This is a genomic window from Actinotalea subterranea, assembly GCF_008364845.1.
GTDB classification, from domain to species: Bacteria; Actinomycetota; Actinomycetes; order Actinomycetales; family Cellulomonadaceae; genus Actinotalea; species Actinotalea subterranea.
This window is the reverse complement of the sequence record NZ_VTTP01000001.1, coordinates 1-15,093: the sequence shown is the minus strand read 5'-3', so window position 1 is coordinate 15,093 and position 15,093 is coordinate 1. Positions and strand designations below refer to the sequence as shown.

General features: G+C 74.1%; 14 protein-coding genes. 11 read left to right on the top strand and 3 right to left on the bottom strand.

Annotated elements, in window-relative coordinates; genetic code table 11:
- Positions 1-13 precede the first annotated feature (13 nt).
- The 3 genes from FZ988_RS00070 to FZ988_RS00060 are packed head-to-tail and all read left to right on the top strand — an operon-like array spanning position 14 to position 3,256.
- A complete protein-coding gene (locus tag FZ988_RS00070) occupies positions 14-775 on the top strand; it encodes an ABC transporter permease (protein ID WP_149202493.1) in 762 nt (253 codons plus the stop codon).
- Between the two features lie 52 nt (positions 776-827).
- Entirely contained in the window at positions 828-2,150 is a 1,323-nt protein-coding gene (locus tag FZ988_RS00065) for a saccharopine dehydrogenase family protein (protein ID WP_149201983.1), read from the top strand.
- Positions 2,147-3,256, top strand: coding sequence for a GGDEF domain-containing protein (locus tag FZ988_RS00060; RefSeq protein WP_149201982.1), 1,110 nt, complete (start codon positions 2,147-2,149; stop codon positions 3,254-3,256). The genes FZ988_RS00065 and FZ988_RS00060 overlap by 4 nt, the downstream gene beginning before the upstream one ends.
- Before the next feature lie 83 nt (positions 3,257-3,339).
- On the opposite strand, the gene gabT is transcribed toward FZ988_RS00060, so the two are convergent.
- Positions 3,340-4,722, bottom strand: a complete 1,383-nt coding sequence (gene gabT / locus FZ988_RS00055; RefSeq protein WP_149201981.1) for a 4-aminobutyrate--2-oxoglutarate transaminase — start codon at positions 4,720-4,722, stop codon at positions 3,340-3,342.
- A gap of 195 nt (positions 4,723-4,917) precedes the next feature.
- Between gabT and FZ988_RS00050 the strand changes: the two genes are divergently transcribed.
- From FZ988_RS00050 to FZ988_RS00040, 3 genes are all read left to right on the top strand, one after another.
- Complete coding sequence (locus FZ988_RS00050) at positions 4,918-6,240, top strand: M50 family metallopeptidase (protein WP_149201980.1); 1,323 nt, start codon at positions 4,918-4,920, stop codon at positions 6,238-6,240.
- A gap of 71 nt (positions 6,241-6,311) precedes the next feature.
- The gene (gene ispG / locus FZ988_RS00045; RefSeq protein ID WP_188078947.1) at positions 6,312-7,442 is read left to right on the top strand and encodes a flavodoxin-dependent (E)-4-hydroxy-3-methylbut-2-enyl-diphosphate synthase; all 1,131 of its coding nucleotides are present in this window, start codon (positions 6,312-6,314) and stop codon (positions 7,440-7,442) included.
- Positions 7,443-7,522: 80 nt separating this feature from the next.
- Positions 7,523-8,398, top strand: coding sequence for a GNAT family N-acetyltransferase (locus tag FZ988_RS00040; RefSeq protein WP_149201978.1), 876 nt, complete (start codon positions 7,523-7,525; stop codon positions 8,396-8,398).
- 38 nt (positions 8,399-8,436) lie between these two features.
- On the opposite strand, the gene FZ988_RS00035 is transcribed toward FZ988_RS00040, so the two are convergent.
- On the bottom strand, positions 8,437-9,321 hold the full coding sequence (locus FZ988_RS00035; RefSeq protein WP_149201977.1) for an Fpg/Nei family DNA glycosylase: 885 nt from the start codon (positions 9,319-9,321) through the stop codon (positions 8,437-8,439).
- Positions 9,322-9,457: 136 nt separating this feature from the next.
- Here FZ988_RS00035 and FZ988_RS00030 point away from each other — a divergent pair, with 136 nt between their 5' ends.
- The gene (locus tag FZ988_RS00030) at positions 9,458-11,269 is read left to right on the top strand and encodes a proline--tRNA ligase (protein WP_149201976.1); all 1,812 of its coding nucleotides are present in this window, start codon (positions 9,458-9,460) and stop codon (positions 11,267-11,269) included.
- Positions 11,270-11,294: 25 nt separating this feature from the next.
- Here the strand turns inward: FZ988_RS00030 and FZ988_RS00025 are convergent, their stop codons facing one another.
- Complete coding sequence (locus FZ988_RS00025) at positions 11,295-12,434, bottom strand: DUF4439 domain-containing protein (protein WP_149201975.1); 1,140 nt, start codon at positions 12,432-12,434, stop codon at positions 11,295-11,297.
- Between the two features lie 117 nt (positions 12,435-12,551).
- On the opposite strand from FZ988_RS00025, the gene rimP reads away from it, so the two are divergent.
- From rimP to FZ988_RS00005, 4 genes are all read left to right on the top strand, one after another.
- Positions 12,552-13,124 (top strand): ribosome maturation factor RimP, encoded by a 573-nt coding sequence (gene rimP / locus FZ988_RS00020; RefSeq protein ID WP_246169047.1) that lies wholly within the window; start codon positions 12,552-12,554, stop codon positions 13,122-13,124.
- The gene (gene nusA / locus FZ988_RS00015; RefSeq protein WP_149201974.1) at positions 13,124-14,284 is read left to right on the top strand and encodes a transcription termination factor NusA; all 1,161 of its coding nucleotides are present in this window, start codon (positions 13,124-13,126) and stop codon (positions 14,282-14,284) included. The genes rimP and nusA overlap by 1 nt, the downstream gene beginning before the upstream one ends.
- Positions 14,281-14,628, top strand: a complete 348-nt coding sequence (locus FZ988_RS18830) for a DUF448 domain-containing protein (RefSeq protein ID WP_149201973.1) — start codon at positions 14,281-14,283, stop codon at positions 14,626-14,628. The genes nusA and FZ988_RS18830 overlap by 4 nt, the downstream gene beginning before the upstream one ends.
- Before the next feature lie 131 nt (positions 14,629-14,759).
- The coding region (locus tag FZ988_RS00005) for a translation initiation factor IF-2 N-terminal domain-containing protein (protein WP_188078914.1) at positions 14,760-15,093 on the top strand (334 nt) is incomplete at its 3' end.

Below are 15,093 nucleotides of genomic sequence, written 5' to 3'. Positions count from 1 at the left end.
CGGCGACGCCGTCGTGCCGCTGTTCGCCGCGCTCGCCTTCCTGTACCTGCTCGTCCCGATCGCCTACACGGTCGCCTTCTCGTTCAACGACGCGGGCCGCAGCAACCTCGTGTGGCGTGGCTTCACGCTCGCCAACTGGGCCAACCCGTGCGGCGCCCCGCAGGTGTGCGAGGCGCTTGGCAACTCGCTCAAGGTCGGCGTGATCGCGACGGTCGTCTCGACCGCGCTCGGCACCCTGATCGCGCTCGCGCTCGTGCGGTACCGCTTCCGGGGCCGGGCGCTCGCGAACCTGCTGGTGTTCCTGCCCATGTCCACGCCCGAGGTCGTGCTCGGGGCTGCGCTCCTCGCGCAGTTCCTGAGCCTGCGCGTCAACCCGGGCTTCGGGACGGTCGTCGCCGCGCACGTGATGTTCTGCATCAGCTTCGTCGTGGTGACCGTCAAGGCGCGTGTCGCGAGCCTCGACCCGCGCCTCGAGGAGGCCGCGGCCGACCTGTACTCCTCGCCCTGGCAGGCGTTCTGGCGCGTCACGTTCCCGCTGCTGGTCCCCGGGATCCTCGCGGCGGCGCTCCTGGCCTTCTCCCTGTCTTTCGACGACTTCATCATCACGAACTTCAACTCGGGCAGCTTCACGACGTTCCCGAAGTTCGTGTACGTCTCGGCCACCCGCGGCATCCCGCCGCAGGCGAACGTCATCGGCTCGGCGATGTTCGCCCTCGCGCTCCTGCTCGTGGTCAGCGTCCAGCTCGTGTCCGTCGCGCGCCGCAGACGGCGCTGAGCCCAGCGGCGGGCGTCCCCCCAGCCTCACCCACAACCGGAACGGAGCCGTCATGCGCATCCTCGTGATCGGGAGCGGAGGTGTGGGTGACGCCGTCGCCCGCATCGCAGCACGGCGGTCCTTCTTCGAGCGGATGGTCCTCGCCGACCACGACGTCGCACGGGCGCAGCGGTCGGTGGCGGCCGCACAGGCGTGGGAGGCCTCCGCGGGCGGCGTGAGCGACAGGTTCGTCGCCGAGCACGTCGACGCGTCCGACGCGGCAGCCGTCGAGGCGCTCGCCCGGCGGCACTCGATCACGCACGTCCTCAACGCGGTCGACCCGCGCTTCGTCATGCCCGTGTTCGAGGGGACGCTCGCCGCGGGCGCCGACTACCTCGACATGGCGATGTCCCTGTCCGAGCCCCACCCGACGGAGCCTTACGCGCGGCCCGGCGTCAAGCTCGGCGACGCCCAGCTCGCCGCGACGCAGCGCTGGGCCGGTGCCGGACGCCTCGCGCTCGTCGGAATGGGCGTCGAGCCCGGACTGTCCGACGTGTTCGCGCGGTACGCGGCCGACCACCTGTTCACCCGGATCGACGAGCTCGGGACGCGGGACGGCTCGAACCTCGTGGTGCTGGGCGACGACGGCGAGCCCGTGTTCGCGCCCTCGTTCTCGATCTGGACGACGATCGAGGAGTGCCTCAACCCGCCGGTCATCTGGGAGGCCGCGCGCGCGGACGAGCCCGACGGCGGCTGGTACACCGTGCCGCCGTTCCACGAGCCCGAGGTCTTCGACTTCCCCGGCGGCATCGGCCCCGTGGAGTGCGTGCACGTCGAGCACGAGGAGGTGCTCCTCATGCCGCGCTTCCTCGAGGCCGGCAAGGTCACCTTCAAGTACGGCCTCGGTGCGGAGTTCATCGCCGTCCTGCGCACGCTGCACACGCTCGGCCTGGACCGGACGTCGCCGGTGACCGTTCCCGCGAGCGACCCTGACGCGCCCGGCGGTCGACGCGCGGTCGCCGTGAGCCCGCGTGACGTCGTCGCCGCGTGCCTGCCCGACCCGGCCACGCTCGGCCCGCGCATGCGCGGTGCGACGTGCGCGGGCGTCCTGGTCCGCGGGACGGGTGTCGATGGTGCGCCTCGGGAGGTCTACCTTCACCACGTGGTCGACAACGCCTGGTCCATGCGCGAGTACGGCGCGCAGTGCGTCGTGTGGCAGACGGCGGTCAACCCTGTCGTCGCCCTCGAGCTGCTCGCGGACGGCCGCTGGGGCGGGACCGGGGTCCTCGGGCCCGAGGCGTTCGACGCCGTGCCGTTCCTGGACCTCCTCCAGGCGCCCGAGCCGGCGGGGTACGGCTCGGCCTGGGGCCTGCAGGAGAGGCCGGCCTCGCCATGACCCGCTCCCGCGAGGACTGGTTCGACGGCCTCTTCCGCGACAGCCTCAACGCGCTCCTGCGCCGAGTGATGGTGATCGCGCTCGTCCTCGGCGTCCCCACGATCATCTTCCTGTTCATCGCGCTCGCCCCGGACGACCCGGTCGTCGCGTGGACGTACCCGCCGCTCCTGGCCTTCCTCCTCACGTACGCCTGGGTCCTCCTGCGCCGGCCCGAGCACACGGTGCGCTTCTCGCGGATCGCCCTGATCATGTGCGAGACGGTCTGGGTCGCGATGCTCTACTACCGCCTCGTGACCGGGCCGGACATCACCGCCGCGTGGCACGGGCTCTTCCCCACGTGGCTCCTGAGCCACGTGATCTTCCTGCTCGTCGGCTTCCTCGTCTTCACGAACCGGCAGGCGCTCGTCAACGCGGCCGGCGTCATGGTCGCCGTCGTCGGCGCGGGCCTCGCGGGCCTGCTCCCGCGCGGCGGCGAGGAGCACGTGCTCGACCTCCTGCGGTTCGGGCTGTACCTGACGTTCATCGCGCTGCTGCTCCAGGTGCTCTCGCGCGCGAAGGCGCGTCTGGCCGTGGCCGTCTCGGCCGCCCACCAGGCGACCATCGAGGCCCACCAGATGCGGGACATGGCCTACCTCGACCCGCTGACCGGCGTCGCCAACCGTCGCAGGCTCATCGAGGAGCTGACGTTCCAGGCGGACCGGGCGGCGCCCGACCACCCGGTGGCGGTCGTGTACTTCGACCTCGACCGCTTCAAGTCGATCAACGACACCTTCGGGCACGCCGTGGGTGACGACGTCCTGTGCCGTGTGGCGCAGGTCGCGTCGCGGGTCGTGCGCCAGGACGACGTCGTCGGGCGGCTCGGCGGGGAGGAGTTCGTCATCGTCGCGCCCGGGACCGGGCACGACCGTGCGCTCCAGCTCGCCGAGCGGCTGCGCAGCGTGCTGCCCCAGGAGGTGGGCGAACCCCTCGGTGTGCAGGTCACCGCGAGCTTCGGTGTCGTCACGCTGCGCCCGGGGGAGAGCGCGACGGCGGTGCTCACGCGGGTGGACGGGCTCATGTACGAGGCCAAGTCGGGCGGGCGCGACCGCGTGGCAGGGGCGCTCTAGCCAGGCCGACGCCGGCGCGCGGCGTCGGCGTCCGGCGTACCGTCCGGCGTACCGTCCGGCCGAGCCGCTCAGACGCGCGCCGCTCAGACGGGCGCCGCCTGGGGAGCGCCGACGAGCAGGGCCTCCTCGAGCACGTCCAGTCCCTCGTCGAGGAGCGCGTCGGGGATCACGAGCGGCGGCAGCAGTCGCACCACGTTGCCGTACGTGCCGCACGTGAGCACGAGCACGCCGCGCTCGGCGCACGCGCGGGCGACGCGCGCCGCCTCGGCGGCGTCGGGCTCGAGCGATCCCGGCCGGACGAGCTCGATCGCGAGCATCGCGCCGCGCCCGCGGACCTCGGCGACCTGAGGCGCACGCACCGCGACGGCTCGAAGGCGCGTCACGACCCGCTCCTCGATGCGGCGCGCGGCGGCGGCAAGGTCCGCCTGCTCGTAGAGCTCGATCGTCGCGAGCGCCGCTGCGCACGCCAGGGGGTTGCCCCCGAACGTCCCGCCGAGGCCGCCCGCGTGCACGGCGTCCATGAGCTCGGCCCGCCCGGTGACGGCGCCGAGCGGGAGCCCCCCGGCGATGCCCTTCGCCATCGCGACGAGGTCCGGCACGACCCCGTCGTGCTCGCACGCGAACATCGCGCCCGTCCGGGCGAACCCCGTCTGGACCTCGTCGGCGACGAGCAGGACGCCGTTCTCGGCGCACCACCGGGCGAGCGCGGGCAGGAATCCCGGTGCCGGGACGATGAAGCCGCCCTCGCCGAGCACGGGCTCGACGACGACGCACGCGACGCGGTCGGCCCCGACCTGCTTCTCGATCACGGAGGTCGCCCGTGCGGCGGCCTCGGCCCCCGTGAGCGGCGCGGGCTCCCGCAGGGGGTAGGACGCCGGGACGCGGTACACCTCGCCCGCGAAGGGCCCGAACCCGGTCTTGTACGGCATCGCCTTGGCGGTCATCGCCATCGTCAGGTTGGTGCGCCCGTGGTAGGCGTGGTCGAGCACGACGACCGCGTCGCGACCGGTCGCGCGCCGGGCGATCTTCACGGCGTTCTCGACCGCCTCCGCTCCCGAGTTGACCAGCACCGTCCGCTTCGCGTGGTCGCCGGGCGTCAGCCGCCCCAGCGCCTCGCACACGGCCACGTACCCCTCGTAGGGGGCGACCATGAAGCACGTGTGCGTGAACGCGGTGGCCTGCGCGGCGACCGCCGCCGCGACCGCGGGCGAGGCGTTGCCGACGGACGTCACCGCGATGCCCGACGCGAGGTCGATGAACGAGTTGCCGTCGACGTCGACGAGCACGCCGCCACCCGCGCGCTCGACGTAGACGGGCAACGTGCTCGCGACGCCAGCCGCGACGGCGGCGGACCTGCGGTCGGCGAGCGCGCGGGAGCGCGGGCCGGGCACGGGCGTGCGCAGGAGGCGTCGCTGCGGCAGGTCGGCGGGGAGGAGGGCGCTCAGGTCTGCGGATCCGTGCGTCATGCGGCGATGCTAGTGGCGACCTCGCGCGTTGTCGCCGGGTCGGCCTGGCGGATTTCGCGGTGCCGCGCCCCGTCCGAGCCCCGGGCCGCCGACCGGCCGCCTCGCGGGGGACGACGCACAGGCGCATCGGGGATGATGGAGGAGCCCGCGGCCTCGACGCGCCACCGGGCCGGTTCCGAGACAGGTGGAGTGCTCATGGCGTACGCGGTCGGTCTGCTCGTGCTGCTGGTCGGGCTGCTGGTCTCCATCGCCCTGCACGAGGTCGGCCACATGGTGCCCGCCAAGCGGTTCGGCGTGCGGGTCAGCCGGTACATGGTCGGGTTCGGCCCCACGCTCTGGTCGCGGACACGCGGCGAGACGGAGTACGGGCTCAAGGCGATCCCGTTGGGCGGCTACGTGCGGCTCGTGGGCATGCTCCCGTCCGCCGACGTCGTCGGGGTCAAGCCGCGTGCCGGCCGGATCGGCGAGCTCGTCGAGGCGTCCCGGGAGGCGAGCGCCGAGGAGATCCTGCCCGGCGAGGAGCACCGGGCGTTCTACCGCCTGAGCACGCCCAAGAAGGTCGTCGTGATGCTCGGCGGGCCCTTCATGAACCTGCTGATCGCGGCCGTGCTCCTCACCGTCGTGCTCGTCGGGTTCGGGGTGCCCGGCGCGTCGACGACGGTGGGCGTCGTCGGGTCGTGCGTGATGGACCCGCGCGAGGAGGCCGCCGGGACCGCGTGCACCGAGGGCGACCCGGCGGTCCCCGCCGCGCTGGCGGGCCTCGAGGTGGGGGACAGGCTGGTCTCGCTCGGTGGGACCCCGATCGAGGGCTGGACCGACTTCCAGGACGTCGTCCGCGGCTCCGGCGGCTCGGCGCTCGACCTCGTCGTGGAGCGCGCCGGGGAGACGGTCACGCTCGAGCTCACGCCCGTGGTCACGGAGCGACCCGCGCGCGACGAGACGGGCGCCGTCCTGCTCGACGACGAGGGCGAGATGGTCACCGAGCGCGTGCCCTACGTGGGCATCAGCCCGACGACCGAGCTCCAGCCCCAGCCGATCACGTCGGTCCCCGGGGCGCTCGGCAGCGCCGTCGGCCAGACCGTCGGCGTCATCGGCGCGCTGCCCAGCCAGCTCGTCGGCGTCGTCCAGTCCCTGGTCGGCCAGACCGAGCGGGACGCGACGTCGGTCGTCGGGCCCGTCGGCATCGGCCGCTTCGCGGGGGAGATCGCGTCGGCGGACGCACCCGGGTACGGCATGGCGGAGCGGGTCGCGAGCATGCTGAGCCTGCTCGCGTCCCTCAACATCGCGCTCTTCGTGTTCAACCTGATCCCGCTGCTCCCGCTCGACGGCGGGCACGTCGTCGGCGCCCTGTGGGAGGGGGCGAAGCGGCAGGTCGCCCGCGTGCGTGGGCTGCCCCGACCGGCCCCGGCGGACGTTGCGCGCATGATGCCGCTCGCGTACGGGGTGTTCGCGGTGCTCGTCGTCATGGGCGTCCTGCTCATGTACGCCGACCTCGTCAAGCCCGTCACGCTCGGCTGAGGCGGGTGGTCGCCCGTGCCGCGCGGTCGACGGGGGATACTGGGGGAGTGAGCATCCCCATCAGCCTCGGCATGCCCGAGGCGCCGCCGCCGGTCCTCGCCCCGCGCCGCCCCACCCGCAAGATCAAGGTCGGCTCGCTGTGGGTGGGTGGTGACGCGCCCGTCAGCGTGCAGTCGATGACGACCACGAAGACGCACGACATCAACGCGACGCTCCAGCAGATCGCCGAGCTGACCGCGTCGGGCTGCGACATCGTGCGCGTCGCGTGCCCGACCGAGGAGGACGCGGCCGCGCTCCCGGTCATCGCGCGCAAGTCCCAGATCCCGGTCATCGCCGACATCCACTTCCAGCCGAAGTACGTCTTCGCGGCCATCGACGCGGGCTGCGCAGCGGTGCGGGTCAACCCGGGGAACATCCGCAAGTTCGACGACCAGGTCGGGGCGATCGCCAAGGCCGCGCGCGACGCCGGGGTCTCCCTGCGGATCGGGGTCAACGCCGGCTCCCTCGACAAGCGGCTCCTGGAGAAGTACGGGAAGGCGACGCCCGAGGCCCTCGTGGAGTCCGCGGTGTGGGAGGCGTCCCTCTTCGAGGAGCACGACTTCCACGACTTCAAGATCTCGGTCAAGCACAACGACCCGGTCGTGATGGTGCGCGCCTACGAGATGCTCTCCGAGCGAGGCGACTGGCCCCTGCACCTCGGCGTGACCGAGGCCGGCCCGGCGTTCCAGGGGACCATCAAGTCCGCGACGGCCTTCGGCGCCCTGCTGAGCCAGGGGATCGGCGACACCATCCGCGTGTCCCTCTCGGCCCCCCCGGTCGAGGAGGTCAAGGTCGGCATCCAGATCCTCCAGGCGCTCAACCTGCGCCCCCGCAAGCTCGAGATCGTCTCCTGCCCGTCCTGCGGTCGTGCGCAGGTCGACGTGTACTCGCTGGCCGAGAGGGTCACCGCGGGCCTCGAGGGGCTCGAGGTGCCGCTGCGCGTCGCCGTCATGGGCTGCGTCGTCAACGGCCCGGGGGAGGCGCGTGAGGCCGACCTCGGCGTCGCCTCCGGCAACGGCAAGGGCCAGATCTTCGTCAAGGGCGAGGTCGTCAAGACCGTGCCCGAGTCGATGATCGTGGAGACGCTCATCGAGGAGGCGCTGCGGATCGCCGAGACGATGGAGCCGGCCGAGGGCTCGGCGCCCGTGGTCTCCGTCTCCTGACCTCGGCGGGCCACCTCAGGGCGCTCGCGGTGCGACGGATGGCTGCGCCCGGCGCCGCCCGGATGGTGCAGAATCCCCCCATGCGAGCGTGGCGTGCCGGGACGGGGGCGGTGCGCGCCGTGGTCACGGACGTCGACCTGCACGAGGCTGCAGCCTTGTGCCAGCGGGACCCGGTGGCCTCCGTCCTCGCCGCGAGCCGCATCGAGGCGGCGATCGCGAGCGGCGCCGAGACGGGCGGCTCGTCGCTGTGGGGCCGGGTCCGCGAGGGTCGCCTGACCGCGCTGTGCTGGGCCGGCGCCAACCTCGTCCCCGTCTGCGAGCCGGACGACATCGACGCCCTCGGAGCCTTCGCCGAGACCGCTCTGCGCCAGGGCCGTCGCTGCTCCTCGATCGTCGGGGACGCGCGGCTCGTCCTTCCCCTGTGGGAGCGGCTCGAGCCCGCCTGGGGCCCGGCGCGCGAGGTCCGCGCGGACCAGCCGTCCCTCGCGATGGACGCAGCACCGCTCGTCGAGCCCGACCCGCAGGTGCGGCTGACCCGGCCCGACGAGCTCGCGATGCTGCTCCCCGCCTGCGTGCAGATGTTCGTCGAGGAGGTCGGCTACTCGCCGCTCCTCGGCGCCCCCGGCGCGTACGAGGCCCGCGTCCGCTCCCTGATCGAGGAGGGGCGGTCCTTCGTCCGTACGGTGGACGGCCCCGACGGCACCCGGGTCGCGTTCAAGGCCGAGCTCGGCGCCGTCACGCGGGCCGTCGCGCAGGTGCAGGGCGTCTGGGTGGCGCCCGAGCACCGCGGCCGCGGTCTCGCCGCGTCGGGTATGGCCGCGGTCGTGGACCAGGCGCTCGCGACCGTCGCGCCCGTCGTCTCGCTGTACGTCAACCACTACAACGAGCGCGCCCTCGCCGCCTACCGACGCGTCGGCTTCCGCCGGGTCGGCACGTACGCGACCGTCCTGTTCTGACCCCGGCCGCGGGTCCGCGGGCACCGTTCGCCGGGGCGTCAGCGCAGGAGGCGGGACATGCGGCGGTCGGCGAGGGGCCGTCCGCCCGTCTGGCACGTCGGGCAGTACTGGAGCGCGGAGTCGGCGAACGAGACCTCGAGCACCGTGTCGCCGCACACGGGGCAGGCCTGGCCCGCGCGGCCGTGCACCTGCATGCCGCGTCGCTTGGCGTCCTTGAGCTCGGCGGCGGGCCGTCCGCTCGAGGCCTCCAGCGCCTGGGTCAGCACCTGCACGACCACGCCGTGCAGGCGGGCGACGTCGTCGGCGCCCAACGAGCGGGTCAGCGTGAACGGGCTCAGGCGCGCGGCGTGCAGGATCTCGTCCGAGTAGGCGTTGCCGATGCCCGCGATGAGGTGCTGGTCCCGCAGCAGACCCTTGAGCTGCTGGTTGCGCGCGGACGCGAGCTCCGCGAGGCGCGCGACGGTGAAGTCGTCCCCGAGGGGCTCGACGCCGAGCGACGCGATCATGGGCACCTCGGCCGGGTCACGCACGACGTGGACGGCGAGGCGCTTTCGGGTGCCCGCCTCCGTGAGGTCGAACCCGGAGCCGTCGTCGAGCCGGACCCGCAGGGCGATGGGCGAGCGGCCCGGCCGTACCGGCGTCGAGGGCACCTGCTCGTACCAGCGCAGCCATCCTGCGCGCGCGAGGTGGACGACGAGGTGCACCGGCGACACGTCGGCACCCGCGGGGGCAGCGGTGACGACGTCGATCCACTTGCCGTGCCGTGTCGCGTGGACGACGGACCGCCCGACGAGGTCTACGGGCGCGGGCGAGAAGGTCTTGAGGGCGCTGATCGCACCGACGTCGACGGCGGCCACGGTGCGGCCCGCGGCGCGGCCGTCGAGGAAGCGGACGAGGGACTCGACCTCGGGCAGCTCGGGCACGGCACCATCGTGCCCGCAACGGGCCCCGACGGGAACGGGGCCGACGGGCCAGGGGGTCGACGGGGCCGCGCGGCCGTCGCGGCCGCAGGGGGACGGCGGCCCGGGCGGGGTCCGCGGCGCCACTAGGCTGGCCCGCATGCTGCTGCGGATGTCGACCCTGTTCGTGCGGACCCTGCGGGAGGACCCGGCCGACGCCGAGGTGCCGAGCCACCGCCTGCTCGTGCGTGCGGGCTACATCCGCCGGGCGGCCCCCGGGATCTACACGTGGCTGCCGCTCGGCATGCGCGTCCTGGCCAAGGTCGAGCGCGTGGTCCGCGAGGAGATGGACGCCATCGGCGCGCAGGAGGTCCACTTCCCCGCGCTGCTCCCGCGCGAGCCGTACGAGGCCACCGGGCGCTGGACGGAGTACGGGCCCAACGTGTTCCGGCTGCGGGACCGCAAGGAGGCCGAGTACATGCTCGCGCCCACGCACGAGGAGGTGTTCACCCTCCTCGTCAAGGACCTGTACTCGTCCTACAAGGACCTGCCGCTCGCGCTCTACCAGATCCAGACCAAGTACCGGGACGAGGCCCGTCCGCGCGCGGGGCTCCTGCGCGGCCGCGAGTTCATCATGAAGGACGCGTACTCGTTCGACGTCGACGACGCCGGGCTCGAGGCGTCCTACCAGCGCCAGCGCGAGGCCTACCAGCGGATCTTCGCCCGGCTCGGCATGGACGTCGTGATCGTCGCCGCGATCTCCGGCGCCATGGGCGGCTCGCGCAGCGAGGAGTTCCTCATGCCGACGCCGATCGGCGAGGACACCTTCGTGCGATCGGCCGGCGGGTACGCCGCGAACGTCGAGGCCGTCACCACCCCGGTCCCGGACGCCGTCCCGTACGACGACGCACCGGCAGCCCACGTCGAGGACACCCCCGGCACGCCGACGATCGAGAGCCTCGTCGCGCTCGCCAACGAGCGCTTCCCCCGGGCGGACCGGTCCTGGATGGCGGCAGACACGCTGAAGAACGTCGTGGTCGCCCTGGACCACCCGGACGGCGAGCGCGAGGTCGTCGTCGTCGGCCTGCCCGGGGACCGCGAGGTCGACCTCAAGCGGCTCGAGGGCGCGCTGGCCCCGGCCCTCGTGGCCACCGCGGGGGACGCGGACTTCGCGCGGCACCCCGAGCTCGTCAAGGGGTACATCGGACCCGGTGCGCTGGGCCGCGCCAACACGGGCCGCGAGGACGCGATCAGGTACCTCCTGGACCCCCGGGTCGTGGAGGGAACGCGCTGGATCACGGGCGCCGACGCCGAGGGGCGCCACGTCTTCGACCTGGTCGCCGGGCGGGACTTCGTGGGTGACGGCACGGTCGAGGCCGCAGAGGTGCGCGCGGGCGACCCCGCCCCTGACGGCTCGGGGCCGCTCGAGCTCGCGCGCGGCATCGAGATGGGTCACATCTTCGCGCTCGGTCGCAAGTACGCCGACGCCCTCGGACTCAAGGTGCTCAACGAGAACGGCAAGGCCGTGACGGTCACGATGGGCTCGTACGGCATCGGTGTCTCGCGCGCGGTCGCGGCCCTGGCCGAGACCAACCACGACGACGCCGGGCTCGCCTGGCCGGTCCAGGTGGCGCCCGCGCACGTGCACATCGTGGCGACCGGCAAGGACGCGGCGGTGTTCGCGGCGTGCGAGGAGCTCGCCGCCGATCTGCACGGCACGGGCGTGGAGGTCCTCTACGACGACCGTCCGAAGGTCTCTCCCGGCGTGAAGTTCGCGGACGCCGAGCTCCTCGGGGTCCCGGTGCTCGTCGTCGTCGGACGCGGGCTGGCCGAGGGGCACGTCGAGGTGCGCCTGCGCCGTGCGGCCGATGCGGGCCTGGGCGCGGGCGAGCGGCCCGAGCCCGAGCAGGTCCCGGTCGCCGAGGCGGCCGAGCGGATCGGCCGGCTGGTCGCGGACCTCCTCGAGCGCTGAGCCCGGCGAGGTCCGTCGGGGCGGGTCAGCCCGCCGGCTGCTGCTCGGGGAGGCCCGGCAGGGTCGCTGCCGCGATGCCCATGCGGACGTGCTCCCGGGTCGCGTCGAGCACGGCGTCGACGAACGGCCCGCGCTCGCCCGCCGCGACGTCGGCGAGCGCGGACGCGTAGGACGTCGCGAGGTCGGCCTCGAGGAGCGCGAGCTCCGTCGTCAGGGCCGTGGCGCCGGCGGCGGGGTCCTCGGGGACGGCGGTGAACGCCGGGGGCAGCACGTACGACGCACGGCGTGGGTCCAGCCCGTTGGCCTCGAGCTCGGCGGCCTGCGCCCACGCCTGGGCGCGGCCGCGGTGCACGGTCGCGCGCGCGGCCCTCGAGGCGCGCAGGTCGTCGCCCGAGCGGGCGGCGGCGACCTCGTAGGCGAGGCCCAGGGCGTCCTCCGCCTGCACGAGGGTCGACAGGTCGGCCGAGGTGAGGCCGACGGGCACGGCGTCGGGCACGGCGAAGGGCTGGCCGAGCGAGGCCGCCGTCGACTCGACGACGTCGGGGACGAGGCCCACGACCGTGTCGGCGAGCTGCCAACGGCTCACCGCGACCGAACCCACGAGCCGCGCGAGCTCGGCGTCGGGAACGGATGCCGCGTCGGCACGGGCGCTCGCCGCGGTCTCCGTGAGCAGCGCGAGGAGGTCGGCCACGGTGCGTGCGGGGGCGGTCGTCGGTGCAGGCGTCGCGGCCGTGGAGGCCCCGCCGTCCGCGACGTCGGGCGTGCCGGAGGCCGACGCAGCGTCCTCGTCCGTCCCGTCCGCCTCGTCCGTCGCCTCCGGGTGGGCCACGTACGCGCCACCGAGGGCCTCCGCGTGCGTCTGCGCGGCGCGGGCGACCTGCGTCAGGACCGCGGCGACGGCGGGATCCGCGGTGGCTGCCGCGAGCTCGTCGCCGAGCGCCTCGACGGCGAGGGCGTCGGTCGCCACGCGCTCCCGCACGACCTCCACCTCGTCGGGGACGAGCTCGGCCGGGGCCGGGGTGTCCAGACGCAGGCCGCAGCCCGCCGTGACCAGGAGCAGGAGGGCTGCGAGCAGCGTCGGCGCGGTGCGTCGTGCGGTGGAGGACCGCCTCGGCCCGGCCGACGGGCGGTCACGGGCGGGGCGGCTCAGGTCGACGGTCGTCATCGCGGCAGATCTTCCCACGCCCGCCGCCGCGGGACGTGCGACGGGGCCGAGGCGTCGCCGACGCCGTCGAGTCGTTAGGCTGGGCGCGACAAGTCCAGAGGGTCGTATCCACGTCGGGTGGCCCGCCACGACCCACGGGAGGCGAACATGGTCACGCCGTCAGGCTCAGGCTCAGGCCCAGCGCACCGAGTCCAGGAGGTGGTGCGGCCGGTCGTCGATGCCGCAGGCCTCGTCCTCGAGGACGTCGTGGTGCACCCCGCCGGGCGGCGCACCGTCGTGCGCATCGTGCTCGACCTGGGGGCGGACGAGATCGGGAGCCTCGACCTCGACACCCTCGGCGCCGTCTCGCGCGACGTGTCGGCGGCGCTCGACGCCGCGGACCCGGTCCGCGGGGAGTACGTGCTCGAGGTCTCGACGCCCGGCACGGACCGGCCCCTGACCGAGCTCCGGCACTTCCGACGCGCACGGACACGGCTCGTGCGCCTGACCCTGCGGGACGGCTCCGTGCGGGAGGGCCGGCTCCTGGACGCCGACGCGGAGGCGTACGTGCTCGAGACAGGCCCGGGGACCACGACCCGGGTCGCACCGCAGGACGTCGTCCGCGGGGCCGTCGAGGTCGAGCTGGCACGCGCGGGAACCGAGGCTGACGGGCTCGACGCCGGGCCGGACGACGAAGAGGAGCAGGTCTGATGGACATCGACATGTCGGCACTCAAGCTCGTGGAGCACGAGCGGGACATCAGCCTGGACACGCTCGTCTCGGCGATCGAGCAGGCGCTGCTGTCCGCGTACCACCGCACGCCGGGCGCGCACGAGGACGCCCGCGTCGAGGTGGACAGGCGGACCGGGCACGTGACGGTGTGGGCCCGCGAGCGGGTCGAGCCCGCGCCCGAGGCGGACGCGGACGTGGATGCGGACGCGGAGGGTGGCGCCGTCGTCCGGCCCGCGCCCGAGCCCGGCCCCGAGTTCGAGGACACCCCCGAGGGGTTCGGCCGCGTCGCGACCGCCACAGCGCGCCAGGTGATCGTCCAGCGGCTGCGTGACGCCGAGGACGAGCAGGTCCTCGGGAGCTTCCGCGGGACCGAGGGCGAGGTCCTCGCGGGCGTCATCCAGCAGGGCCGTGACCCCCGGACGGTGCTCGTCGCCGTGCGGGGCACCGAGGCCGTGCTGCCCCCGCACGAGCAGGTGCCCACGGAGAAGTACGTCCACGGCGAGCGGCTGCGCGCGTACGTGCTGGATGTCTCCCGCGGACCGAAGGGGCCGTCGATCACGCTGTCCCGCACCCACCCCGGCCTCGTGCGCAAGCTCTTCGCGCTCGAGGTCCCGGAGGTCGCCGACGGCTCCGTCGAGATCACCGCGATCGCCCGCGAGGCCGGTCACCGCACGAAGATCGCCGTCCGGTCCTCGATCGCCGGCCTGAACGCGAAGGGCGCGTGCATCGGTCCGATGGGCTCGCGCGTGCGCGCCGTCATGGCCGAGCTGCACGGGGAGAAGATCGACATCGTCGACCACAGCGACGACCCGGCCGAGCTCGTGGGCAACGCGCTCTCGCCGGCGCGCGTGAGCTCCGTCACGGTCGTCGACCGCGAGGCTCGCTCCGCGCGCGTCGTCGTGCCGGACTACCAGCTCTCCCTCGCCATCGGCAAGGAGGGGCAGAACGCACGGCTCGCCGCGAAGCTCACGGGCTGGCGCATCGACATCCGCTCCGACGAGGGCGGCTCGGCGCCTGACGCCGTGGGGGACGGCGGGGCCGCCGCGGACGGCACCGCGGTGCCGGTGTCGGACGTCGCGGACGCACCCGAGCCGGCCACCGGGGAGCCGTCCACCGGCGCTCCGGGTCACGGTTCGTGAGCGAGGGCGCTAGACTTGCCGAGGCTGGACCACGGGTCCGGCCCCCCGAGAGCGCGCAGGGTCCCGTCGAGGGACCGGTGCGCACATGCGTGGGGTGCCGGGCGCGAGGCCACCGGTCCACCCTCCTGAGGGTGGTCGTGGCCGACGAGGGTGACCATGTCGCCGTCGTCGACCGCATGCGCACCAGACCCGGTCGTGGAGCCTGGCTCCACGACGACCTGAAGTGCCTCGAGCTCGCCGAACGGCGCCGAGCGTTCACCCGTGCCCTGCGCACGGAGGCGCTTGACACCAGCAGGCTGCGCGGGGAGGTCGAGCGGGGTGGCGCGGCCGGCAGCCGGTCCTGATGCACGTCCGTCGTTTTCATCGAGAAGGAAAGCGGGTTGGAAGCCGATGGGCACCCGATGAGTACCCAGCGATGAGTACCCAGCACTAACGACGGTCCGACCCTGTCCGGGCGGACCGAGACAGGAGAGTTGTGGCAAAGGTCCGCGTCTACGAGCTCGCCAAGGAGCTCGGCGTCGAGAGCAAGGCCATCATGGCCAAGCTCAACGAGCTCGGTGAGTTCGTCCGGTCGGCATCGTCGACCATCGAACCGCCCGTCGTCCGCAAGCTGCGCGACGCCTACCCGGCCGGCCAGGCCCAGGCGCCCGCGCCGCGTCGGCCCGCCCCCGAGAAGCCCGCTGCCGCGCGGCCGTCCGCCTCCCCGGCGCCCGGCGCACCCGTGGCCGCTCCCGCCCCGGCGCCCGCGCCGGTGGAGCAGCCCAGTGCTGCACCCGCGGCTGCTGCCCCGAGCGCCCCGGCGCCGGTGG

What these genes read in the sequence shown, in the direction of transcription:
- FZ988_RS00065 (WP_149201983.1), top strand. Translation starts at nt 828, where the DNA reads ATGCGCATCCTCGTGATCGGGAGCGGAGGTGTGGGTGACGCCGTCGCC.
- FZ988_RS00060 (WP_149201982.1), top strand. Translation starts at nt 2,147, where the DNA reads ATGACCCGCTCCCGCGAGGACTGGTTCGACGGCCTCTTCCGCGACAGC.
- gabT (WP_149201981.1), bottom strand. Translation starts at nt 4,722, where the DNA reads ATGACGCACGGATCCGCAGACCTGAGCGCCCTCCTCCCCGCCGACCTG.
- FZ988_RS00050 (WP_149201980.1), top strand. Translation starts at nt 4,918, where the DNA reads ATGGCGTACGCGGTCGGTCTGCTCGTGCTGCTGGTCGGGCTGCTGGTC.
- ispG (WP_188078947.1), top strand. Translation starts at nt 6,312, where the DNA reads ATGCCCGAGGCGCCGCCGCCGGTCCTCGCCCCGCGCCGCCCCACCCGC.
- FZ988_RS00040 (WP_149201978.1), top strand. Translation starts at nt 7,523, where the DNA reads ATGCGAGCGTGGCGTGCCGGGACGGGGGCGGTGCGCGCCGTGGTCACG.
- FZ988_RS00030 (WP_149201976.1), top strand. Translation starts at nt 9,458, where the DNA reads ATGCTGCTGCGGATGTCGACCCTGTTCGTGCGGACCCTGCGGGAGGAC.
- FZ988_RS00025 (WP_149201975.1), bottom strand. Translation starts at nt 12,434, where the DNA reads ATGACGACCGTCGACCTGAGCCGCCCCGCCCGTGACCGCCCGTCGGCC.
- nusA (WP_149201974.1), top strand. Translation starts at nt 13,124, where the DNA reads ATGGACATCGACATGTCGGCACTCAAGCTCGTGGAGCACGAGCGGGAC.